This window comes from Haladaptatus caseinilyticus (assembly GCF_026248685.1).
GTDB classification, from domain to species: domain Archaea; phylum Halobacteriota; class Halobacteria; order Halobacteriales; family Haladaptataceae; genus Haladaptatus; species Haladaptatus caseinilyticus.
In genome coordinates this window covers 308,429-329,173 of the sequence record NZ_CP111042.1, presented here as the reverse complement: position 1 = coordinate 329,173, position 20,745 = coordinate 308,429, and the positions used below count along the sequence as shown (strand labels likewise).

General features: G+C 50.8%; 31 protein-coding genes. 10 read left to right on the top strand and 21 right to left on the bottom strand.

Annotated features, from left to right (window positions below; translation table 11 throughout):
• Positions 1-78 precede the first annotated feature (78 nt).
• The gene (locus OOF89_RS24240; protein WP_266083093.1) at positions 79-729 is read right to left on the bottom strand and encodes a helix-turn-helix domain-containing protein; all 651 of its coding nucleotides are present in this window, start codon (positions 727-729) and stop codon (positions 79-81) included.
• 267 nt (positions 730-996) lie between these two features.
• Here OOF89_RS24240 and OOF89_RS24235 point away from each other — a divergent pair, with 267 nt between their 5' ends.
• Both OOF89_RS24235 and OOF89_RS24230 read left to right on the top strand, forming a co-directional pair.
• Complete coding sequence (locus OOF89_RS24235) at positions 997-1,617, top strand: hypothetical protein (RefSeq protein ID WP_266083091.1); 621 nt, start codon at positions 997-999, stop codon at positions 1,615-1,617.
• A 259-nt stretch (positions 1,618-1,876) separates the two neighbouring features.
• Positions 1,877-2,359: a DUF3995 domain-containing protein gene (locus tag OOF89_RS24230; protein WP_328517212.1), complete on the top strand. Its 483-nt coding sequence runs from the start codon at positions 1,877-1,879 to the stop codon at positions 2,357-2,359.
• Between the two features lie 30 nt (positions 2,360-2,389).
• Here the strand turns inward: OOF89_RS24230 and OOF89_RS24225 are convergent, their stop codons facing one another.
• From OOF89_RS24225 to OOF89_RS24210, 4 genes are all read right to left on the bottom strand, one after another.
• Positions 2,390-2,599, bottom strand: a complete 210-nt coding sequence (locus OOF89_RS24225; protein ID WP_266083089.1) for an SWIM zinc finger family protein — start codon at positions 2,597-2,599, stop codon at positions 2,390-2,392.
• Between the two features lie 150 nt (positions 2,600-2,749).
• Positions 2,750-3,253 (bottom strand): hypothetical protein, encoded by a 504-nt coding sequence (locus OOF89_RS24220; protein ID WP_266083087.1) that lies wholly within the window; start codon positions 3,251-3,253, stop codon positions 2,750-2,752.
• Positions 3,254-3,556: a CopG family transcriptional regulator gene (locus OOF89_RS24215; RefSeq protein ID WP_266083085.1), complete on the bottom strand. Its 303-nt coding sequence runs from the start codon at positions 3,554-3,556 to the stop codon at positions 3,254-3,256.
• A gap of 99 nt (positions 3,557-3,655) precedes the next feature.
• A complete protein-coding gene (locus OOF89_RS24210) occupies positions 3,656-3,859 on the bottom strand; it encodes an SWIM zinc finger family protein (protein ID WP_266083083.1) in 204 nt (67 codons plus the stop codon).
• A 344-nt stretch (positions 3,860-4,203) separates the two neighbouring features.
• On the opposite strand from OOF89_RS24210, the gene OOF89_RS24205 reads away from it, so the two are divergent.
• Positions 4,204-5,010, top strand: a complete 807-nt coding sequence (locus OOF89_RS24205; RefSeq protein ID WP_266083081.1) for a carbonic anhydrase — start codon at positions 4,204-4,206, stop codon at positions 5,008-5,010.
• Here OOF89_RS24205 and OOF89_RS24200 read toward each other — a convergent pair.
• The 5 genes from OOF89_RS24200 to OOF89_RS24180 all read right to left on the bottom strand — a co-directional run bounded on the left by OOF89_RS24200 (position 4,999) and on the right by OOF89_RS24180 (position 8,099).
• Positions 4,999-5,319 (bottom strand): hypothetical protein, encoded by a 321-nt coding sequence (locus OOF89_RS24200; RefSeq protein WP_266083079.1) that lies wholly within the window; start codon positions 5,317-5,319, stop codon positions 4,999-5,001. The two genes, OOF89_RS24205 and OOF89_RS24200, sit on opposite strands and share 12 nt — an antisense overlap.
• Before the next feature lie 24 nt (positions 5,320-5,343).
• Positions 5,344-5,688 carry an SWIM zinc finger family protein gene (locus OOF89_RS24195; protein WP_266083077.1) on the bottom strand — a complete coding sequence of 115 codons (345 nt, stop codon included), beginning with the start codon at positions 5,686-5,688 and terminating at the stop codon, positions 5,344-5,346.
• Between the two features lie 722 nt (positions 5,689-6,410).
• Complete coding sequence (locus OOF89_RS24190; RefSeq protein ID WP_266083075.1) at positions 6,411-6,899, bottom strand: hypothetical protein; 489 nt, start codon at positions 6,897-6,899, stop codon at positions 6,411-6,413.
• Positions 6,900-6,919: 20 nt separating this feature from the next.
• Positions 6,920-7,471 (bottom strand): DUF7342 family protein, encoded by a 552-nt coding sequence (locus OOF89_RS24185; protein WP_266083073.1) that lies wholly within the window; start codon positions 7,469-7,471, stop codon positions 6,920-6,922.
• 256 nt (positions 7,472-7,727) lie between these two features.
• Positions 7,728-8,099 carry an SWIM zinc finger family protein gene (locus tag OOF89_RS24180; protein WP_266083071.1) on the bottom strand — a complete coding sequence of 124 codons (372 nt, stop codon included), beginning with the start codon at positions 8,097-8,099 and terminating at the stop codon, positions 7,728-7,730.
• A gap of 172 nt (positions 8,100-8,271) precedes the next feature.
• Here OOF89_RS24180 and OOF89_RS24175 point away from each other — a divergent pair, with 172 nt between their 5' ends.
• The 5 genes from OOF89_RS24175 to OOF89_RS24155 all read left to right on the top strand — a co-directional run bounded on the left by OOF89_RS24175 (position 8,272) and on the right by OOF89_RS24155 (position 11,278).
• Positions 8,272-8,625 carry an HTH domain-containing protein gene (locus tag OOF89_RS24175; protein WP_266083069.1) on the top strand — a complete coding sequence of 118 codons (354 nt, stop codon included), beginning with the start codon at positions 8,272-8,274 and terminating at the stop codon, positions 8,623-8,625.
• Positions 8,618-9,067 carry a type II toxin-antitoxin system VapC family toxin gene (locus OOF89_RS24170; RefSeq protein WP_266083067.1) on the top strand — a complete coding sequence of 150 codons (450 nt, stop codon included), beginning with the start codon at positions 8,618-8,620 and terminating at the stop codon, positions 9,065-9,067. Before OOF89_RS24175 ends, OOF89_RS24170 begins: the two co-directional genes overlap by 8 nt.
• A gap of 147 nt (positions 9,068-9,214) precedes the next feature.
• Positions 9,215-9,406, top strand: a complete 192-nt coding sequence (locus OOF89_RS24165) for a hypothetical protein (protein ID WP_266083065.1) — start codon at positions 9,215-9,217, stop codon at positions 9,404-9,406.
• A gap of 538 nt (positions 9,407-9,944) precedes the next feature.
• Positions 9,945-10,139 (top strand): hypothetical protein, encoded by a 195-nt coding sequence (locus tag OOF89_RS24160; RefSeq protein WP_266083064.1) that lies wholly within the window; start codon positions 9,945-9,947, stop codon positions 10,137-10,139.
• 350 nt (positions 10,140-10,489) lie between these two features.
• On the top strand, positions 10,490-11,278 hold the full coding sequence (locus OOF89_RS24155; protein ID WP_266083062.1) for a hypothetical protein: 789 nt from the start codon (positions 10,490-10,492) through the stop codon (positions 11,276-11,278).
• Positions 11,279-11,949: 671 nt separating this feature from the next.
• Here OOF89_RS24155 and OOF89_RS24150 read toward each other — a convergent pair.
• The 4 genes from OOF89_RS24150 to OOF89_RS24135 all read right to left on the bottom strand — a co-directional run bounded on the left by OOF89_RS24150 (position 11,950) and on the right by OOF89_RS24135 (position 13,464).
• On the bottom strand, positions 11,950-12,138 hold the full coding sequence (locus OOF89_RS24150; RefSeq protein WP_266083060.1) for a hypothetical protein: 189 nt from the start codon (positions 12,136-12,138) through the stop codon (positions 11,950-11,952).
• A 98-nt stretch (positions 12,139-12,236) separates the two neighbouring features.
• Positions 12,237-12,710 (bottom strand): hypothetical protein, encoded by a 474-nt coding sequence (locus OOF89_RS24145; RefSeq protein ID WP_266083058.1) that lies wholly within the window; start codon positions 12,708-12,710, stop codon positions 12,237-12,239.
• The gene (locus tag OOF89_RS24140) at positions 12,707-13,183 is read right to left on the bottom strand and encodes a helix-turn-helix domain-containing protein (RefSeq protein ID WP_266083056.1); all 477 of its coding nucleotides are present in this window, start codon (positions 13,181-13,183) and stop codon (positions 12,707-12,709) included. Before OOF89_RS24140 ends, OOF89_RS24145 begins: the two co-directional genes overlap by 4 nt.
• A gap of 113 nt (positions 13,184-13,296) precedes the next feature.
• On the bottom strand, positions 13,297-13,464 hold the full coding sequence (locus OOF89_RS24135) for a DUF1931 domain-containing protein (protein WP_266083054.1): 168 nt from the start codon (positions 13,462-13,464) through the stop codon (positions 13,297-13,299).
• 200 nt (positions 13,465-13,664) lie between these two features.
• On the opposite strand from OOF89_RS24135, the gene OOF89_RS24130 reads away from it, so the two are divergent.
• Positions 13,665-13,910: a hypothetical protein gene (locus OOF89_RS24130; RefSeq protein WP_266083052.1), complete on the top strand. Its 246-nt coding sequence runs from the start codon at positions 13,665-13,667 to the stop codon at positions 13,908-13,910.
• 33 nt (positions 13,911-13,943) lie between these two features.
• Here OOF89_RS24130 and OOF89_RS24125 read toward each other — a convergent pair whose 3' ends face one another.
• From OOF89_RS24125 to OOF89_RS24110, 5 genes are all read right to left on the bottom strand, one after another.
• Positions 13,944-14,948 (bottom strand): hypothetical protein, encoded by a 1,005-nt coding sequence (locus OOF89_RS24125; protein WP_266083050.1) that lies wholly within the window; start codon positions 14,946-14,948, stop codon positions 13,944-13,946.
• Between the two features lie 26 nt (positions 14,949-14,974).
• The gene (locus OOF89_RS24120) at positions 14,975-15,694 is read right to left on the bottom strand and encodes a hypothetical protein (RefSeq protein ID WP_266083049.1); all 720 of its coding nucleotides are present in this window, start codon (positions 15,692-15,694) and stop codon (positions 14,975-14,977) included.
• A 210-nt stretch (positions 15,695-15,904) separates the two neighbouring features.
• On the bottom strand, positions 15,905-16,780 hold the full coding sequence (locus OOF89_RS24115) for a hypothetical protein (RefSeq protein ID WP_266083047.1): 876 nt from the start codon (positions 16,778-16,780) through the stop codon (positions 15,905-15,907).
• Positions 16,781-16,991: 211 nt separating this feature from the next.
• Complete coding sequence (locus OOF89_RS24855) at positions 16,992-17,645, bottom strand: DUF7344 domain-containing protein (RefSeq protein ID WP_456071302.1); 654 nt, start codon at positions 17,643-17,645, stop codon at positions 16,992-16,994.
• 349 nt (positions 17,646-17,994) lie between these two features.
• On the bottom strand, positions 17,995-18,654 hold the full coding sequence (locus OOF89_RS24110) for an HAD family hydrolase (RefSeq protein ID WP_266083045.1): 660 nt from the start codon (positions 18,652-18,654) through the stop codon (positions 17,995-17,997).
• 645 nt (positions 18,655-19,299) lie between these two features.
• Between OOF89_RS24110 and OOF89_RS24105 the strand changes: the two genes are divergently transcribed.
• Positions 19,300-19,899, top strand: a complete 600-nt coding sequence (locus OOF89_RS24105) for a DUF7437 domain-containing protein (RefSeq protein ID WP_266083043.1) — start codon at positions 19,300-19,302, stop codon at positions 19,897-19,899.
• A gap of 80 nt (positions 19,900-19,979) precedes the next feature.
• Here the strand turns inward: OOF89_RS24105 and OOF89_RS24715 are convergent, their stop codons facing one another.
• Positions 19,980-20,174: a hypothetical protein gene (locus OOF89_RS24715; protein ID WP_407661686.1), complete on the bottom strand. Its 195-nt coding sequence runs from the start codon at positions 20,172-20,174 to the stop codon at positions 19,980-19,982.
• A gap of 222 nt (positions 20,175-20,396) precedes the next feature.
• A complete protein-coding gene (locus tag OOF89_RS24100; RefSeq protein WP_266083041.1) occupies positions 20,397-20,576 on the bottom strand; it encodes a hypothetical protein in 180 nt (59 codons plus the stop codon).
• Positions 20,577-20,745: the final 169 nt, after the last annotated feature.

Sequence of the window (20,745 nt, the reverse complement as noted above, 5' to 3'; positions counted from 1 at the left end):
GAAACAACCCACTGCATGGAGTGGAGACTGTATCGTCGACACTTAACCTATGAATGGGGACAACGCTCGTGAGATGGCTCAGGGGACAAGTTCAGCAAATATCGTCGCCTGGGCTTTTCGTAGGTGCTCTCCTACGGTTTCAGGCCCACAGCCGAGTTCTTCGCCGATATCTTTGTATGTGGCCATTCGTGGGTCGCGAAAGTAGCCTAGTTTGAGTGCAACCGTTATCGCCTCCTGTTGGCGTTCGGTCAATTGTTCGAACAGCCGTGTGGTCGATGGTGAATAGTCGCCGATGGTTTCAACAGAACAGTCGAAAGTGTCGGGTATCTCTGCGAGCGCTGTCTGGATCGTCTGTTGCTCTCCAAGCAGTGTTACCTGCAGATCACTGTCTTCGGTAAATGTCATCGGAGTATCGACGACGAGTCCGTGCGTCTGCACGATGGAATGGAACGATGTAGCAGTCTCGCTCCATTTCTGGTGAACGTACGCATAGAGGCTGTTATCCACCTCGGAGATATCGTATGCGAGAACATTAGGGTGGGCGTCCAATAGTGCCTCCGCTCGCTCGCGCTCTCCGTCGAATTGGACGAGAAGCACACCGGTTCCATCATCTAACATCCGTATATGATCTACTGCTTGCCGTCTCACTGCCGAGTCGTCGGCAAACGCCTGCACGATGGGATCAAATGTAGACTCGGTGGGAGTGAGAAGTATTGTTACAAATCTCATGTCTGAGAGGACGATATGAAGCAGCAAATCGTTTTGTTGAGAGCACCGTGACTCGAGTCTATCGCCAGTCTGTGACATTTGAGTACTCGGCAAATCACTCATCGTTGACGTCGGAAATGCGCTGACGGTTATCCATGCTGTAAATCGAGAGACGTTGCGGTGTACTTTCTGTTCGGAGGAATCTTTGGAGGAAGTTTTGGGCTGGTTTAGCAGACAATAATCCTATCCGATACAGTTAATATCAGCAATAGCAATGAAATGCCATCTATGTCCTCGCTCAAACGGACAGCACAATCCGTTCAAGGCATTGCACTTTCCACATTTATTTCCGCTGTGTTTGCACTTGGATGGGGATTGTATGGCAGTGCCGGCTTACCAGTACCATACGAAACCGTGGGGCAATTTGTGGTGATCGGAGTTACGCTTGCTTTGCTTGCGCTTGCGTTATACTTGTATCGGAAAGCACAACGGCTGCCCACAGAAGACAGTGGGAACATGCAAAATCCATTCACTACCCGCGCATACGGGATCTCAGTGGTACTGATGGTGATTGCGTTTCCAATTGCAGGGACGATCCTCACACGCGTTGGGTTTGAGAGTGCCATCACGTCAGTGGTGGCAATCATTGTTGGACTTCACTTCTTTGGACTTGTTCGTGCCTTTGATGCACCGATCTTTGCAGCGATTGGGAGCGCAATGTGTTCCCTTGGCGTCATCTCGTTGATGGTACCGATGCAAGTCGTCGTGGGTGGGGGAAGTACGATTGCACTTCGACAGTCGCTCATTGGGTTTGGGTGTGCACTCATCTTGTTGGCCAGTCAAGCGAGAACGATACGCGAGATACTGCAACAGCGCAAGTCAATGCCGACTGAAAGGAGATCATTATAGCAACCAGTGAGAATACAACTATTTTCAACGTATATCGGTGGTAACACAAATAACTGGTTTACCGCCTCTGTTTAAGGATCGCACTTCGTGACCCCCTGCCTGTCGTTTGGCTCGATGTGAGACTTCCCAGTCAGTCGTTCGACTAGCAGATTAGGAAAGTGACTGGTAGTGACGGAACTCGGTGGCTTTGTGTTCGGCCAACCAGTAAATTCGACTAGGTAGATACTTCGTGCAAAGCTACCTCTAAAAATATAGGAATATGGAGAAGCCCATCGACGACACGTTACCACCCGTATGGGCTGGGTACACGGCCAGCGCATGGATGATTGTGTTTGCCGCAATGAGTTTTTACTGGGCACTCGGTGGAACGGCAGGAATCAACACCGTTTCGCTCGGCCAAGAGCTTGCGGGTGACCCTTGGTTCATCACGCTCCTCTGGCTCACTGGCATTTTGAAAATCGGTGGCGGAATCCTCGCTCTCGCACTTGTTCAGTCATGGGGCCAACAGCTTCCTCGACAGCTGGTACTTATCCTCGCATGGGGAGTGAGCGTACTTCTAGTTCTCCATGGTGGTGATTTTATCATTCAGGGTGCACTCACCGAGAATGGACTCATTGGTTTTCCCGCTTTCGCAGCGTGGACAACGGCCCACTGGCAGACGTTTGTATGGGGACCATGGTGGCTCCTTGGTGGTATTGCGTTCTGTGCGGCGACGTGGAACTACCAGCGACGATCACGTTGACATGAGCTAACGAAAAGGCTGGAGTGTGGGTTAGTTCGGCAGTTCTTTTCGTCCTGTTTTCGCGCACAGCCAGCACGGGAAGTCGCCGAGGCCGTCGCAGTCACAGTCTTCCGGTTCGGTCTCGTTGTCGTCCTTGAAGGAGAACGCCGTGAGCGTCCCGTCGTCGGTTGCGGTTTCGACAGCGGCCATGTGCTTGCAGTAGGCGTTGCGGTGGACGTGATGCGGGCAGGTGCAGGCCATCAGTTCTTTAGTGACGTCGTCGATGGCGACGGTGTACTGGTGGTCTGCGGGGTTCTCGTGGCTCTCATTGGTGATTTCGATGAGTCCGGGGGCACCGTTCTTCCTCCCAATGTCTTTTGTGACCCGTATTCAGTAACCACTCTTGGGTGATTACGTTCCCGACTCTTCTTCAAAGAGACGTTGTGCATAGTGATAGATTGGCGCACCAAGCCAGTCCCGATCACGTGCAATAGTATCGAGTGCAGATCGAGCTTCGGAATCAGTAAGGACACCACGTTTGGTGAGTGCGCGAAGAAGAATTGGTGAAAGAGCGACATCAGCCGAGACAAGAGTAGTGAGTTCGGGAAGTGCTCGAAAATCGTCCGTAATGAGAAATGCTGCATCGATCTCTTCAACAGCCGCGACACAACTCGCCTCACCAGCATCGATTCGACTCGAAGAAAGATCTGGAGCGGGGATATCCAGAATCTTAATGCGATCGGAACGTTCGAGGACGGTTACTGCCCCGTGACCGTGGACATCATCATATTCTGCGGTTGATTCGAGTTCATCGATGACGAGTGTCGTCGTCACGACGTCGTATTCGGTTAGCACGTCATCGAGAACATCACCAATCGCGAGAGAAATGAATGCGCTTGTATCGATAACCAGCATCTACAGATCTGCAAGTTTGTTGGCGAGGTCGTCTCCCTCATCAAGAAGTTGCTTTGAGGTACGGACTGCTTCTGCGTCCTGGCGACCGATTATGTCCTGGAGGATTTCGAAATCAAGTTCGTCTGCGAGATAGAGTTCAACGACTGCTTCTTGAAAGCTCTCTTCTGATTCGATTTCCTTGAGGTACTCTCGAAGCGCTTCGATGAGGAGTTCGGTTCGGTTTTTATGCGTGACTTCAGCAGCGATATCTGCATGAGTCACAAGTTCTTCCGGCAGACGAAAGTTGACTTTCCGAGTACTCATGTTGTGGGTACGTTGTACCTACAGACTCAAAAAGGTTCTCCGGTAGTTAGTGGACTCACCGACCAATTGATAAAAAATAATCAACGTTAGCTTCTATTGTTAGCTCGGTAGTTCCTTCCGTTCCGTTCGCACGCATGGCCAGCATGGGAAGTCACCAAGGCCATCACAGCCGCAGTGGTCTGGTTCGTCTTCGTCTTCTGGTGAGAACGCGTCAATCGTCCCGTCGTCCGTCGCGTTTTCGACGGCGGCCATGTGTTTGCAGAATGCGTTGCGGTGGACGTGGTGCGGACACGTGCAGGCCATCAGTTCTTTAGTGACGTCGTCGATGGAGACAGTGTACTGGTGGTCTTTGGGGTTCTCGTGGCTTTCATTGGTGACTTCGATGGGTCCGGGGGCATCAATGTCGAAGGCAAATTGTTCCCATTGTGCGTGGTCTATGCCGTCTCGTTATGGCATCAAAATCATTCAATTGTGGACAAAATATTCTACTTTAATAAAAAATAGAAAAATATATTTTAAGTATTAGCATGTGGTCTACAAAAGCGCAATCAATGTGCGAGAAATCAGAGACAGACGCTAACCTGAAACGAGCCCGAGAAATAGATGAAAACGAGACCACACGACGGAGATTCGTCCGATCGGGGGCAATGGGTCTCACGATGCTGGGAGGATGGGAAACCTTTGGGGTAGCAGAAGCTAAAACAACACAACGAGCCAGTACGAACACTGCTTCTCACAGTTCTCTAAATAAACGCTCTTTTAGCAACGGTCTTACTGGTCTGCTCCAGCGAAACCAACTGTGGACAGACGCATTACCGGGCGACTATTTCAGCGATGTGCAAAACAATCAAGCGCCCTCTGTAACCTCTGTCTGTTGTTCTGATTCGCGAGTATCCCAAGAGGGTATGTTTCTTGGAGCACTTGAAGCAGGGTTTTTGTTTAAGCCGAGTAATATCGGGAATAAGGTTATCAGTCTAGTAGATGGTGAACGAGTTGTCGACGGTGATTTTCTCTATGGACTCGAAAAAGCGGATTCCGAGAACGGAGTTGTTATCGGACACACTGACTGCGGTGCGATTACTGCGGCCTATGAAATTGCAATTGGAAAACAGCTCGATGAATCACCTGGGATCAGCCAAGAACTGGAAGTACTCGTAGACATCGTCGATGATGGGCTCAAATCCGACCGTGTTGACACCGATACGACGGATCTCGAAGTTATTAATCAACTCGTCGAATACAATGTTCATCGACAGATTCAGTTCCTTGCCGACAGTGATGCTGTGTCCAAGGAACGGAATCTCTATGGATTCGTCTACGACTTCCAAGGAGCGTATGGAGGTACACGAGGACGAACGTATTTGGTCAATATCGATGGTGAAACCGACCAGTGTCAACTCAAGCACCGAGTTCCAAATCAATATGAATCGTTTGTTCGGAGCCTACTTCGCTAAGTACCAACCATAGTCTCTGAATTTTTCAGGCGCAATTAATGCGCTTCCACCGCTCGAAACACAACCGACCCTCCAGGAGTGATCGTACTTCGTGACGCCTGCCTTCCGTTGGACTCGGTGTGAGACTTCCCAGTCGATCGTTTCGATCGGCAGATTCGGGAAGTGCTCGGCGGCGACGTTCATTGCGTGCTGTTGTGCTCGGTCGAGCAAGGCTGTCGGTGTCTCCGGTGTATCGTCGGTCGTTGTGTTCGCACTTTCCGTGAGCGTTCGCTGGTCGGTGATCTCCGAGAACCTCAATTGGTGTGTCATGGATAAAAAGAGCTGAAGCGGCGGTTAGTTTGGCAGTTCTTTGCGACCCGTCCGCACGCATGGCCAGCACGGGAAGTCCCCGAGACCGTCGCAATCGCAGTTGTCTGGTTCGGTCTCGTCTTCGTCCTCGGAGGGGAAGGCCTCGAGTGTTCCGTCGTCCGTCGCGGTTTCGACGGCAGCCATGTGTTTACAGAAGGCGTTGCGGTGGACGTGGTGTGGGCACGTGCAGGCCATCAGTTCGTTGGTCACGTCGTCGATGGCAGCGGTGTACTGGTGGTCAGCGGGCTTGTCGTGGCTCTCATTGGTGACTTCGATGAGTCCAGGGGCATCGACGTCGAAGAAGAATTGAACGAAATCATTTGTATGCAAGAAATAGATTAGAATAGTTCCGAATGCGATTCCTATTTCAATTGAGACGATGACCAGCGTGGATGTGAGCGATCTCGTATAGTGAAATGAGAATAGAAAGGGAGCGGTGCTGAAGACGAAAAGCGCGAGTACAAACCATCCAATCGAGTAAAGCATTTCATTGGATGACTCTGTCAGTCCAGTTGTCGGGGACAACCGGCATTCTTGCTATACCATAACCACAGAAACGGCGAGGGAGGCGCAGATTGCAAACGATAATTAGGTTTGACTACAGATTACTGAACGATGAGTAGGTCCCGTTCTCTTCGCCGGAACCTTCACATGATATTAGTCGAAGAACCGTATCGCATCTCTCAATCCTGCGCATTGATGACCCTCTTTCTCGCTGGACTAATCTTTGCCGTGAGGGCGACCTATATTGGAACTGGCTTTGCCGTTGTAACGGGCTTTCTCTTGTTAGTCAGTTTCGTCCAGTATCGAAAACACGGACAACACAGGACGAATTCCAAGAGAATGGAGCGATTGTAACATTCTTCCCGCTATTTACACATCCAAGAGAAAGAGTGACCCGCCAATCGTAACACCAATCATCTTTGCGGTAGCGAGGAAACCCCGCCGTTTACGGCGGGGAGGAATCGCGTTCGTTTAGTAAGGCAATTCTGAGAATGGCGGCATATGGTTACTGTTTGCCACTCTCCGCAACACGAAATGAACCGAGTAGTTCACATTGGCCAGTCAGGGAGTGATGGTTGGCCATCCTGCCAGTGGATCGATTCTAATGCAGTCGGGAGTTGCTGAAGTCGATTATCAAGGACAGTGAGAGGATGTGCATCAAGAAACGCAGCCTCATATCGATCAACCGCTGTTTCTTCAAAATTGAGTTGAATGTGGCATGGGCCCAAATCAGGGTGATCTGCATCCTGATGAAATCCAACCATGAGGTTGCGTGGTGGTTCTATCCAGTTGATTCGATAATACTCATGGTCGACGCCGACTGGATACCAAAAGCGAAGTTCCAGCCGTGCGTTCTCAACTTCATAGGATTCACCAAGGAACACCGCTGTGTCAATATCTGCGATTACGTACCGAGGACGACGACCAGATGGCTGATATCGGATGGCTTCGCAGCCAGCTTGTTTTGAAAGGCGGTTATGGGTTTCCCTGAGGAGTGTACGTTGGGTATACCGATCACGATTAGCGAGGAAGATCATTGATGATACCGAGAAATAGATTAGCTTGTCGCTCGATCAACTGCGTCCGTCATCTGCTCACGAGCTGTTTCAACATCCGAATAGAGCTCCAGTGCGTGCTTGATAAGCTGTCGGTCTTGCTCGTTTTCATGCCAGAATCCGATCACATCACGCCGTTCGCGGAGTTCGGCACTCGACAGGTCGCTATCCGCGAGTGACTGTTCGAGTTCCTCCCACGTCTCTATAGCATACGCTTCCTGCCACGCCTCAATTTCCTCGGTGATCGCTGTTAGTTCGCTCCGGAGTTCCTCGCGAGCGTTCTCTTCGATGAGGGTGCGGATCTCATCGAAGAGTAATCGAGTATAATCCGGTTGATAAAGTGTGGTGTCACCAACCTCGACGCGCTGCAAGCGATCTTGGTCAACAAGGTCTTGTAGCTCTTGGTTCGTCGTGCTCCAAGCTGCATCGGCTTGCTCGCTTATCCAGTTGGTCGACCGAGGTTCACGAAGCGTTTCAACCACCGAGCGAATGCGTTCGCGTGCACTCATCGTCTCGGTCCATGATGTGACACCGTTTTGTGGTGGGGTAGCCATCCTCTTCACCTCCCTACAGTGTTTGTAGCGCAGTCTCATATATGTTTGTATGCTCTTGAATAATCGAGAATGATGGAATGTCGGTATACAACTAGTAGGAACTAGAGAAGTTATCGGGAAGAAATGCAAGAGAATCAGAAATGAATAATAGTCACTATCCGAGCGGATTATCAGACCTCATCGAGAGTGTCCGCTGGTCGGTAATATCCGAGAACGTCACTTGGCGTGCCATGGATAAAAACGACTGAGGCGATCGTTAGTTCGGTAGTTCCTTCTGTCCCGCCCGTACGCATGGCCAGCACGGGAAGTCGCCGTTGTCCGGTTCGGTCTCGTTGTCGTCCTCCGAGGGGAATGCGTCGAGCGTCTCGTCGTCAATCGCATTCTCAACGGCGGGCATGTGTTTGCAAAAGGCGTTCCGATGGACGTGGTGCGGACACGTACAGGCCATCAGTTCGTTGGTCACGTCGTCGATGGACACGGTGTATTGGTGCTCTTCGGGGTTCTCGTGGCTCTCGTTGGTGACTTCGATGAGTCCAGGCGCATCGACGTCGAAGGAAAATTGTTCGGCCTGTGCGCGTTTCTGTGCCGTCTCGTCAGCTTCAAGTTCACTAGGCGTTTTCGTTGACATGGTCTTCACGGGATACAGAAGACCGGTGCCGGGTGTACTAGCACCCGGCGCGTTTCAAAACGCCCGAGGGCACCGTTCTTCCTTACCAATTGCTACGTACCAAATGGTAATAAAGCTTGTCCTCTTGTTTCGCACCAATAGGCTTACACCGGTCGAAATACTAGAGGTAAGTATGAGCCGAGAACGGAATCGAGATACTGGTCGGTACGTCCAGACACTCACCCTCGACGCCGTCCTACGGGCGATGCGTGAGGCCAGTGACCCGGTCGTCACGGCGAAGGAACTGAGCGAACGATTGGATTGCTCGTCGGAAGCAGCCCGCCAGAAACTCGTTCAACTTCATGAGCAGGGACTGATCGAACGTCGGAAGGTTGGTGCGGGGGCAGTCATTTGGTGGATCGACGAGGATACAGCGGAACCGAGCGGAATCGATGCGGACGATCCATTTTGGTCGCTGAAGCCAACTGCTGGTGAGCCAGTCGAGGAAGACGAGATCGACGATATCCTTTACGGTACTGATGAGTGAACAACCACAGCCGCTGTTCATCGATACAGGGGCGTTCTTTGCGTGGGTTAACACCCGTGCTGGACGGCACGAGATTGCGCAGTCTGTATTTGATGCGCTTCGCCGTGAAGCGATTCCGTACCAGCCGTTGTTCACGAGTCGGTACGTGCTCTCGGAGTTAGCTACCCTCACCACTCGGAAGGTCAACCACAAGACGGCGGTGGATGTGCTTCAGACGATTCGCCGCTCGGAGAGTTTCACTATTCTTCCCGTGGAGGAGGGTGTGTTTGCGGCGGTGTGTGATGAGTTCGAGCGCTATGACGACCAGCAGATTTCGTTTGTTGATCACACGAGTGCGGTACTGGCTCGTGAGTACGATATCGACAATATCTTTGCCTTTGATCGGGATTTCACGACGCTCGGGCTGACTCGTGTGCCTGCTGATATTCACTTCCCGGAGTGAGTTTAGTTAGGAGTGCAAGAAGAGCTCTACCTGGATGAAGTGTAAGTAGGTGCTATGTCCTGCATAGATATTCGAAAGTCAATTTGGTGGGGAAACTAGAGTCTATTTTACAGAAACAATTTTGAATATCCTAAACAGTGGAAGAGTATGTCAACGTCAGATTCCACGTCCGAGGAAACGTCGCTATTCCCGAATCAACGGTGGAACTTGGTGCTTGCGGCCACATTTACTCTTCTGGGCGTCTACTTCATACTCTCTCCACAGATAGGTGCTGGATCATCTACGGCTGGTGTCCCACTTCTGTTACTCGGTGTATTTGGATTCGTCGTCGCGTTGTGAGATACATTCGCCACTAGCTGGTATTGAAACTGAACATGAACAAACGTGTAGGCAAGTACTGCCTGCTGGAAACCTTCATTAGTTCTGGAGTCACCTCTTAATCCATGGGAAAGTTAGTAGCTATAACGACTGATAACAAGGAAATAGAATGTCACGATATAAGAGAAGGAGACAATGGTTTACAACTTCGTAACGAGGAGAAAGATCTTGTTGGATATATTCCGTACGACCGTCTCTGCTACGTAGAAACGACGTAAACGGATCTCTAAGCAATTTCCGAAGGACATTACTGTGCTTGGCGGATTTCTGCTCTACTCTCTATCCATCATCTCAACGTCAGACATGGCGGTTTGTTCGTTGACGATGCTCGAGCGTCGCAGAACATGCCGACCTGACTGGTGTAGTGCGATGCTCGCAGTTTTTCTATTGGGTGTGTTGAGTATTGTCATATGATACTTGCGGTGGAGAAAGGGTTAATTGAACACGGTAGAATACGTAGCTGTGTCACTCACTAAATTATGAGGAAGAATAGCTCAGTATGAGCCTCATTGGGATTCTCTTTATCTTTATTGGCATACTCTTCATCGTCTATCCAGAACGGATTGCTCGCGATCGGCTGAAAGGTGCATCAGATCCGACTCCGACACAAGGAGCGATCAACATGGTTCGCTATGTCGGTGGGCCGCTCTTGATGATCCTCGGGTTTATCATGGCGTTTGTGACCATACAGTGAATAGGTGGGAACCGAGCGACTGAGACAATTGAGACCGAGCTTGGCTTACGTGGGACGTGGGTTCCGACGATACGTGAACCAGTATGCAATTGGCCAACAGACGACAAGGGCAAGGATACTAACAGGAAGCGTCGAGAATGGATCCGGGGGAAGTAGGATCGCACCGACACCGGCAATAATGAAGAAGACAAGGAATGCAACGAGAAGGAATTGGTACAGTTGTTTCATATCCTCTAATGGTCGTCTTAAACTATAGCAGTACTGCTTTTTGAAATCTCTCTCGCTTAGCGTAACGTTGCTAATGATCGTGTTCCGAATGACTATGAGCGGTGCAAGCGTCATGAGTAGGTATGAACTCCGTCGATGACTACACTATCTCTAATTTTACGGTCACCACGACGACTGTGATGCCGACACACTCGTATCATCTCAGACCGTCCGCCTACTATTCTGATGAGGCTGTTTCTGACGAGTTCACGAATCCAACGATCGTCGATATCCCGTCGCTCGAGAATCGAGAGCATCGCGAAACGCTCCAGACGATACTCCAAGAGGGAGAGATCTGGACAAACAACATTCCGACTGGGCTTGCTGAACTCATTGAGGAGACCGACTTCTTCACCTGGGAAGTTGGAACCGATGATGTATGGACGCATATCGGCGTTGTGCTCTACCGACGATCGCCCGACGCGCCGTCAGCTCTTACCATAACTGCCGAACTGAAAAATGAGCAAGTCACACCAGAATCGCCCGGTGCGATTGAATTTTGTGTGACCAATCGAAGTGACGAGGAACGAATCATTGTGAGTGGACCGTCCCCACCACTGAGTGTCTTGTGGGCTGAAGCAGACAGTGGCGATCGGTCATTTTTATTGTGGGGTGAGTATGCGTCGAGTGGCCATATATCGTTCAGAGATGGGGAATTGGAAGTCAATTCAGTTGGGATCGGAACACGGATCGAACCGGGTGAGACGATCACTCGAACGTATGAGATTCGCGCTGGGACAGACGGATTGGCACCTGGAGAGTACGTGATTTCTGAGTCACTCACGTCACGGCTTGCAGAGGAACCACCATCGGAGGCTATTGAGTGGACGGTCGGTTTTACGCTTATCGAGGCGAGTCATGATGAAGCATGAGTAGATCACTTTGAGGGCACGATAGCTCGGTAAACGAAAGGGAGTGATCACAGGAACGATCAAGATCTGGGAACAGCTTGTGTCTGTATTATATACTAACTTCGGGACTACCCAAGTGCAGAAAAAGAGCTAAATGAGAGTGCACGAGAGGAGATGGAGGCGAGTTCGTTCAAGAACGAAACCCAGCGGATGTACTCGAGATCGTGGATGTTCTGAGTCAGCTGGCGGATCCGAGTAGTTACTCATCACTCTAGGAATGGATTTACCTCCGGAGAGCAATATAACATCTATGGTTACTACAGAACTGTTTTCAAGAGCTTTGTTTAGGCGATATCTTCATTCGAGAGGATGGTGGCTGGTGATCCTCGCAATTCCTGTTCTATTCGCTCTCTGGTTCGTTGTGACTGTTTTCACGATGGGTATTGCTAGATTTGTTCCGCTCAATGTTTCAGGGTATTTGACGACGTATCTTGCTGAGGGAATCATCCTCATTAGCTATGCAGCGGCGCTTCTCTCCCTGCCGTGTATTCTGACCGCCAATATGTCCAGAAGCACTCCGAGTGGAAGCCAACTATTCTCTATCATCTCATGGTCATTCCGCTGCTCAATGTCCCAATTGCATGCCTCTATCTGTACTTTCGGCATCGGCATATCGGGATTCCGTGATAGTCTCAGTACGCGCTCTGACCGAGGACAAGAGTGAACGCGATGAGCAGGGACGATTTGCGGAGCAAACGACTGATGGCGATTTTCTTCGCGTGATTCGTGAGTCCGAATTTCCAGCAGTGACTGCTCGGTGGGTTGCAGATACGGTGGAGATGGAACGGCGGCCAGTGCATCAGCGGCTCAAGGAGTTGCATGAACAGGGTGCGTTAGAACGTGGGAAATTGAGTCCACGGGTAGTTATTTGGTGGATTCCCAAAGAATGACCAAGAGGATGGAAAACAGATCTTGATTACTACAGCACCGTCAACGGATCACGCAAAATAACGTTCTCTGTTACCCCGTTCCGAGCAGCAATGTCTTGGACGATAGTACGCAGTTTTGTATCGGCGGTTACCAGGTGGACGGTATTGTCAGTAGCGAGACCACAGACAAGGGCTGGAATGTATTGATCGGCTTTGACGGTATGTTCCGGGAGCGTATCATCTGCAATGCGTCGACGCGCTTCATCAATGATACCGCTGTACGTTTCGAAATCCGGTGTCCGAAGCACGAGGAACCCTTCGTCGACGAGGTCTTGGATTGCCCGTGCTGAGGCACGATGATTGACTGGTGCATCGTCATTCGCAAGGCCATCGTCAACGAGTTCTTGCTTGACCGACCGCGGGAGGATGAGAGTAGACCCTTTTTCAACGGCGGTACGAACGCGATCCGGAAACGCTCGACCATGCATGATAACTGCGTTTGCATCCAGTACAACGACACTCATCGGTTGAACAACTCGAGTTCAGCCGCCAGCCGAAGGAAGTCAGCATGCTGCATGTCAAGCGTACCACTCGCCTCGCGGTACGTGAGTTCACCTGCTTCGACACGCCCCCAGATATCGAGGAGTTCGTCGATGATACCTTCACCATACGTCGCAAGCATGTAGTCGATTGTTTCGGACTCGGTCTCGACAGCTGTCGCAATGGCATCGAGTGACAGTTGAATGTCGAAATCAACTGCGCTGTAGGTTGCAGGCTTCATTTGCTCGCGATGCAGAAGACCTGCTTGGTGCAATTCACGGCAATAGTCGTGTGCTGTCGTATGTGGAATTCCGAGGTCGTCTTTGAGGGCCGTTACGGTGAACTGCTCGTGGTCGGCCGCGTAGCTGAGGATGTCGAGTTTTCGGTCGTTTGCCAGTTGTTCAAACACGGTTTGGAGGCGTTTTCGTGAGATGGGAGTATCGTCTGTGACGCTCATACGGAATTCACGAATATACGAAATATTCGTATATGACTAAGCGTTTCGCATAGCCAACGTTCGGAGAGAAGAGATTGATCATCCGGTCATCAAAAATAGGAGTCGGTGAGCAGCTATAGATCGCGCGCTTGGACGGTTTTGCGGTCGTTTTCTTCGGCTCGTCGGGAAGCGTTGTCGAGGACTGTTGCGACTTCTTCATCAAGTGCATCGTAGAAGTCACTCGCCACATTTTGACCTTCGAGCTGTTCTTTCACTGCGGATTTCACAATCAAATCAGCCATACAAGCCCCAGACGGTATAATACTACAAAAAACAGTGGTAAAATAGTCGGGGACAGACGACTCTGAGCCTGGGAAACACATTTCTCATCATCACCGTACAGTAGTAAGAAATAGCTTGAATGATACACGCATACACGTCGATTCTCTTCGTAATGTGACGAGAGTAATCTTTATCGAGTGTGAAAACAATTAGAATAGGGATGAAAATCGGTCCATTTCGCACCCGTCGTAAGAAATCGAAAGCTGAGAAAATTGTAAGAGCAGCCAAAGACCCGAAAAAATACGCCAAACGAAAGACGACAGGGAAAGTAAAACGGAAGGTTCGAAAGAAAACAGGCGTCTCGAAAGCGTCTGGAACCGCACGGAAGGCCAAGAACCCAAAACAATATGCAAAACGCAAAGCAAAGTCGAAGGTGCGGTCAACGGTGAAGAAGCTCCTCAAGTAGAGTCGTACTGAGTAGTTTATCGACTGGTATTGACTATCTGGATGACTTGGTCGTGTGTGCTTCCCTGGCCGTTGCAGTCGTTGTCGATTTGCTCGTTTCTGTCGTCGTAGTGGTTCTAGATGAGGATGTCTGGCGTGTTGTCGTGTATCGGCTCTCTGTTGTGGTCGTTGGAGGCTCGTAAGTCGTTTGAGACGACGTTGTTGTTGATTCCGGCGGTGTTGTCGCTGTGGTAGTCGTGGTCATAGTGGTCGATGGAGCCCGCGTCGTCATAGTCGTCGGAACACCAGGTGAAAATCGAATTGTCGAGACGATTCGGCGAGAGAACTCATTGGTTGTCATGAATCCGTCCAACACGGCGTCTGCATCCTTGGTCATCACCGAATAGCCTCCGATATCGTCACCATCCTTGTCTTGCAGGGTGACTCGAAGTTCGGATGGTGGGTTCTCGACTTTGGTGGTGAATTGGACCCAATGGCCAGCCACGGTTCCGATTTCTCCAGCCAATCCATCGAGGAGGGTTGTCTCTTTGGTCGTATGGGTGATTTTCGCAATATCACGCCACGTAGTCGGGTTAGAGGCATTGACACCTTCTGATTGGAGGCTGTCAATCAACCACTCTAATGCACTCTCGACGGACATCGTATCTTCCGATGTTGTTGTCGGTTTCTCAACGGGAACATAGGCGGTGATCGTTGACGTTGTCGATTCAGCTGATGTCGTCTGTTCTGTTGCTTGTGAGTTCGACGTCGAAGATGGTTCTGATGTTGTTGTTTCGTCCTGCTGGGTCTTTTTCGAGGATGGTTCTGCCGCGGTATTCTCTGATGACTCACTGGTGGGTGACCGTGTTGTGGCAGTCACCGTTTCAACGGTCGTTGCAATCGTTTCTGTAACTGCTGTCGTCGAGTCTGGCGCTTTCGAGGACGTCTCTGGTGTGTTGGTTTCGATGGACCCGAGGATGTCCGAACACCCAGATAGCATACCGAGACTCGTGGTGGCCAATGCCGATGTGAGAAACCGTCGCCGTGATCTGTTGGTCATGAAAATAGGGTTATCGACTGGCTGTCTCAGCAGTCGTCTTGGGAATCGTCTTCAGTAGACGAGTCCTCCGAATCGGAATTTTCGGAGTCATCGCTTCCTGAGCTTTCGCTCTCATCTGATTCAGTGTCATCATCCGACTGTGTGTCGTTCGAGGAGCTATCGCTCGACTCGCTGTCGTCGGTTGTCTCCTCCGACGTGGACTCGTCCGAGTCGTCTTCGGCAGTCGTCTCTTCCTCGGTCGTGGTTTCGTCAGAGGTGTCGTCGGTGGTATCTTCCTCTTCAGTGGTGGTCTCGTCAGTCGTTGTTTCCTCGTTCGGATCGATCGACGCCCGGTATTTCTCTTGGTCACTACGAGCAACGACGTTTTCGTCAGCATCGAGGATCGCGTACACGTCGGCTTCGGAGTTGTTCATCTCATTACCGGGCTGATCCATATCAATAGCGCCTTCCGGGACCTCCCCCGCACCAGTTGCGATTTTGATTGTGCCACCGGCAGGGATCGTATAGCCGGAGGGAATCGAATACCGTTGATCTTCCCCGTCGTTAACGTACTCAAAGTCGACGTAGTGCCCGTCAAGGCTGAACGGCGAATCGGTCGTGTTTTTGACGAAGAGGTACTCTTCATCGGGATGTGGTTCAAGGAGGAGTGGAACATTAGAGTCTGCACCAAGCACTTGCGTTGCACCGATACCCACTGTTGCTACGGCTCCGATTGCGCCAAGAACGCTTCGTCGTGTCTGCTTCATGCAACCATGGAATTAGTTGATGAGTAGATAAATATATGTCAGACATTCTGGTAATCTCAGAACAGTATTGAATAAATGCAGTTTCGAATACTAGAGTTGCGAATAGACTCAGGCTGGTTGAGGCAAGCAGGGTACCGAAAGTATCCGATCGGTAGGTGGTGAAAATACGCAATACTAAGCGACTTGCTAAATTCGTCACGTCTATACTCTTCAGGATAATTCGGTCGTAACTACGTCACTGACATCGAATTTTGCTATTGACACGGCCAGCTTCAGTATCGTCCGGGTGACGCGAATCTGTGGCCACGCATCTGCGCCGGAGTCGTCTCCTGTCGGCGTAATCTCCGAAGCCTCTCTCTCGGCGTATGCTCGAACGTCGTCTGAGATTGTTACCGAGTTGGTCTGACCGGTAGTGAGAACCATCTCGAGTTCGTCGGGTGCCATCGGGTCTACGTCGCGTTGTTCAGATGTATCGAACATAGGTACGACAACGTCCACGGCATGTTGGAGGTCTATCTTTCCCGGAATTTGCTCTCTGATCGATTCATACTCGCCCCAGGTGCCGTATTTTGGTGGCGCGTAACAGAAGAGTGCGGCGTTGGTTCGAACCGGTTCTGGGGTCGACCCGACGGAGTAGCTACCGACCTGCATCAATTCCGTGAGTGCACGGACGGTTTTTGAGTCGTACTCGTCGATATTCCCGAGATACAGGTGTGTCGTCCTCGTATCTGTTCCCATGTCGTCGCCTGTGTCGAATACAGCGCCGGGTGTGAAGCTCTTACCTGCTGACGACCCGATGAGGGTGCTATAGGTTGCTTTACTGATCGATCGTTCCGATGGACGGTCAGCAAGTGTGTTCACAAAGCGGTGGGGTTGTGCAACAGTCGGGATCGTGGCAAGGACATGAAGTGGCCCTTCGCGGTCGTCTGCACTACTGACGGCGTGGCAGGCTGCAACGACGCCGAGTTGACGACTGACGGCAGTTCCCTCGGTTAGTGTGGTAGCGGTTCGATCGAGGAGGTCAGTGGTGTCGAGACCGAAGTGCGATTGGATCTCGCGGTCTTCTTCGTTGATCGAGTCGGGCATGGTGGGTTTCGTAGCGCAATCTTTCCCGCCATATAATAATAGCACCACCAATAAAGTTACAGCAGTCTATAGGAAGACTGGAAGGAAGTAATTCGCAACGAAAATCGTATACCCACCGTTGTACCGAATGACCGACGAAAGACCATCATCAGCTCTTCAGACACGACAACTCTGCTGTACCAGAGAAACCATTTATATCCTATTATTTACTTCATCCCTGGCGTGAGAATAACTGAGTAACGCTCTCAATAGGATTGGTCTCTGGAAGTACAGACCGAGTATAGTAGTGGCCCGCCGTAAGGATGGAGAAGACAGACAAAACAATTGGGACAATGAGTTGAGACGCCACTTGTGACACAAGTGGAAGCTGAAGCAATTTAGCACCCAACAGACTCGTGCTGAAAAGCGTCCCGCCGAGATAATACCGTCTCCATCGACGATTCAACGCACTGTCCGTGGACGAATCGGATGAGTCCTGTGGAGCGGTATCAAACAAATATGGGTCAAATTGGTCAGCACGGGACGTTCGTCTGATTGTTCCGCGATCTTTGTCGTACTCGATAATACCCTCCGTATCGAGTGTCGGAAGGTGAGTTTGATACAGTGAAATGTAGGCGCGTTGGCGTTCTTTCGAAGTTAGTTCCATGACCGACATCTCGTTCTCCCAGGCTGCTACCTGCTCGGCAAGATTGCGTAACGAAACGGCGTCTGTTCGCCCATGGAGGTACTGCAAGGTTAATCGACGGCGCTGTACCTGCAAGATATGAAAAATCGTATCCTTCGACAGGGGTTGAGACGACGCGGTGTCTTGGGAGGACGAGGTAGCGCCACCAACGGAGTCAGCCGGCTTGGAGGATGCGCTCATGAGTTCGATGAGTTCAAGTACGATGGTAATATGAATGTATTGGCCGTCCACAGTTCTGTGTTGAGCCGCGAATCAGAGCGTGAAATCGCCAATAGCGGCAGGTATCGAGGGATAGTGAACTAAAACAAACTGAGTTCAAATTTATCCCATATAATTAAAACTACTAATTTTGAATATCCTACGATAGTCTAATTACATATATCGAAACTATTATCTTAGTTGAATAGTCGGAGCTGTCTGGCGATTAGTCTCGGACGTTACTAGTTATTTGATCAATAGAATTTCAATTCGGAGGTCATCACAGTCTGCTTCGGATCCAGTGCGCAGACTTGTGATCATTGCTGGCGATTTATGCTGAAACGGTTCTAAGAAAGTAATTCGAGGATCGTTTGCTGAAGATCGTCTGGAGAGTTGGCGACAAAATCAGTGTATCGGTCGCTTGCACAGTCGTCCCCTGACAAAACCGGATCACAGTGCAGCCTGCTCGGGCTGCTGCTCGGACACCGTTGACAGAGTCTTCGATAACGAGGCAGGCAGAAGGTTTCACACCAAGTTCAGCGGCTGCATGTTCATAAATAAAGGGTTCTGGCTTGCCTGGTAGATCGATATGTTCTGCACTCACCATCACGTCGATTGGTGCCAAGTCAAACCGCTTAATGACCCTTTCAATCCAATCCGCTGAGGATACAATTCCAACGTCGATTCCTTGATCACGAAGTCTCTCAAAAAAGTCCGATATTCCAGGTGTAATCGATACTTGCTCGCCATACACCGTCTCTGCAGCCTCTTCGAACTGTCGTGCATACCGCTCGGGTTCACCCGGAAGACCATACGTCGCTGCAAGATCTTCGAGACTCTCACGGAAATTGCGGCCATTCACGTCCTCCAGACCTGGGTCACCAATTTCTGCATGTGCAAAAACCTGGTCACGCCAGAACTGCTGCCAAAACGATTCCGAATCAACGAGGACGCCATCCATATCGAACAGGACGGTCTGAAACCGGGGCATGTTCTAAACCTTCGGGTCGCACAATAAGCCGATTGTGGCTTCATGAGTATAGATCAACACAGACAATAGACGCAATGCATGAACTCTCGAATGGACGGCTCGGGAAGATCAAAGGCCAACGGTCCAAAGACGGACTAAGCTACTAAGAGACGCGTCTTGTCCTGAAAGCTGATGTCGAGCTTCCCGGTGAAGTCTCGAAGGAGAACAAGAACACGGACGCGGACGATAACCCGACCACAGACGGGGGTGCCGGAGAGTAGCGTGGTCGGGACGAAATCACGCCCGAGAGGGACACAAATCTAACACGGAACCCCACACAACCGCGGTCGTGGACGTCTCAAATTGACACAGTTCGGGACTGACGCCGTACGGCTACTTGTGAGTACGGCAGTTGTATCGGCGGCTATCGGCTCAAAGCCAGCGGGAGGGAGAGAGCTGGTACCGGCCACCGCGTCTGTGGTCGGAAAACGTGATCAAATCAACGCATAGTTTGAGCGTCTCGTGCAGCAACGCGTGCTACAGACTGAGTACATCTCGCCCATATGCCTTCGGTAGCTGATCCCGGAAGATGTTTCTGATCGACGACTCCACCAACCCAAACGCTCTTTACCGATTATCTGTAAGCTGTAAACAGTAGCAATACCAATGTCACACACTGCATCCTACGCCAATGGCGATGTCATTCGAGATTTCCTCTCGATCGCAGACCTTCTTGAAGAGCCACGATTAGCCCAACTATACGCATATCTCTCTCGGCAGGGTCCAGCAACCGTCCAAGAACTCATGGACGCACTTGACCTCCCGCAAGGAACCGCCTACACATACGTGAAGCGGCTGGCCGATGCGGGCGTTATCGAAGCAACGGGTGACGAGCAACCTCGAACATACGTTGCTCACCCAATCAACCTCACCGTCTCGACTGGTGACGGAACACGCGAGTATACGATTACTCCGATGCTGGTTGACGCCGTGAGCCGCCAATCGACTAATGACGATATCGAGACATACATCGCTCGCCACGGCATTGACGGTCTCGCAACAGCACTCACATATACAGTGGCACGTGAGCGCGGTGAGGTGACCCATCGACTGATGGCCCGTAACGTGGATATCTCGCCCCTTGCTGCAGAGATTATTCTCCAGGCCCTTCGCCCGGTCGTTCACGATCACATCGACATCGAAGAATCCGGTGCAGTAGGACCTGATCTTTTCCTGCCGTCTGTCAGGTCGAGATATCAAATATAGAGGCGATATGCAGCACGGCAGCTATGATCTAGCCACGCCCGAACGGCTGTATCGAGCGTTAGAATACTCGGCTAAATATGTCACTTCGAGGCTTCGATGTTCACCTTTGTCTCGGATGTAATCCGGATAGGTCCATCACGATCCGTCTTCTCGACGGTGAGAAGCAAAGTCGTTAATCCCATCCTACCCGATTGGACAGGAACGATATCCCCTGGTGCAACTGGCCGACCGATAATTCGTTGGCGAACTACATCCAGAACCTCTGATTTGGACACCAACGACGCCTCTTCTTCGATAGGAGGGGTAAAGTGGTCAGGAATTTCGAAGATGATGGTTCGGTTTGTAGACTCACTCCTGATATCGAGGTCTTGGGCCTATTCTGCCAGTGGGGACAAGACGACGGTTTGGGCAGGAGGAAGGTCGGCTCGTTGTACTGAAACGGACTCTCCCAGCGTGACTGCTGCGTTCTGCCTCGTGAATGCATCCATCTGTGCTGTTCATTCTGGGTCAACAAAGTCAAGGCGTTGAGCATGAACAGGGGTTGGACGCCTGCCGTGAATTAGTACAATATCTTCTGGTTCAATTTCCAACCGATCTAGAGTATTTTGATGAAGCCGAACAACCCCCCGTGCTTCATCTGACGGATATCCTTTCACCACTTCCAACTCTTCATCCATAGTCACCTTTTGCTGAGCATAATCAAAAGAATAGGCGTCGTGATCACGCCATCTTCACCGGAATGACGCCAAACTCGACTCGGTATACTGCCCTAACTTCTGCTCAATATCCGACGTACGCCACCCAAGCGGTGACAACACACTCGCTGCCGCACGAACCAACACCTCC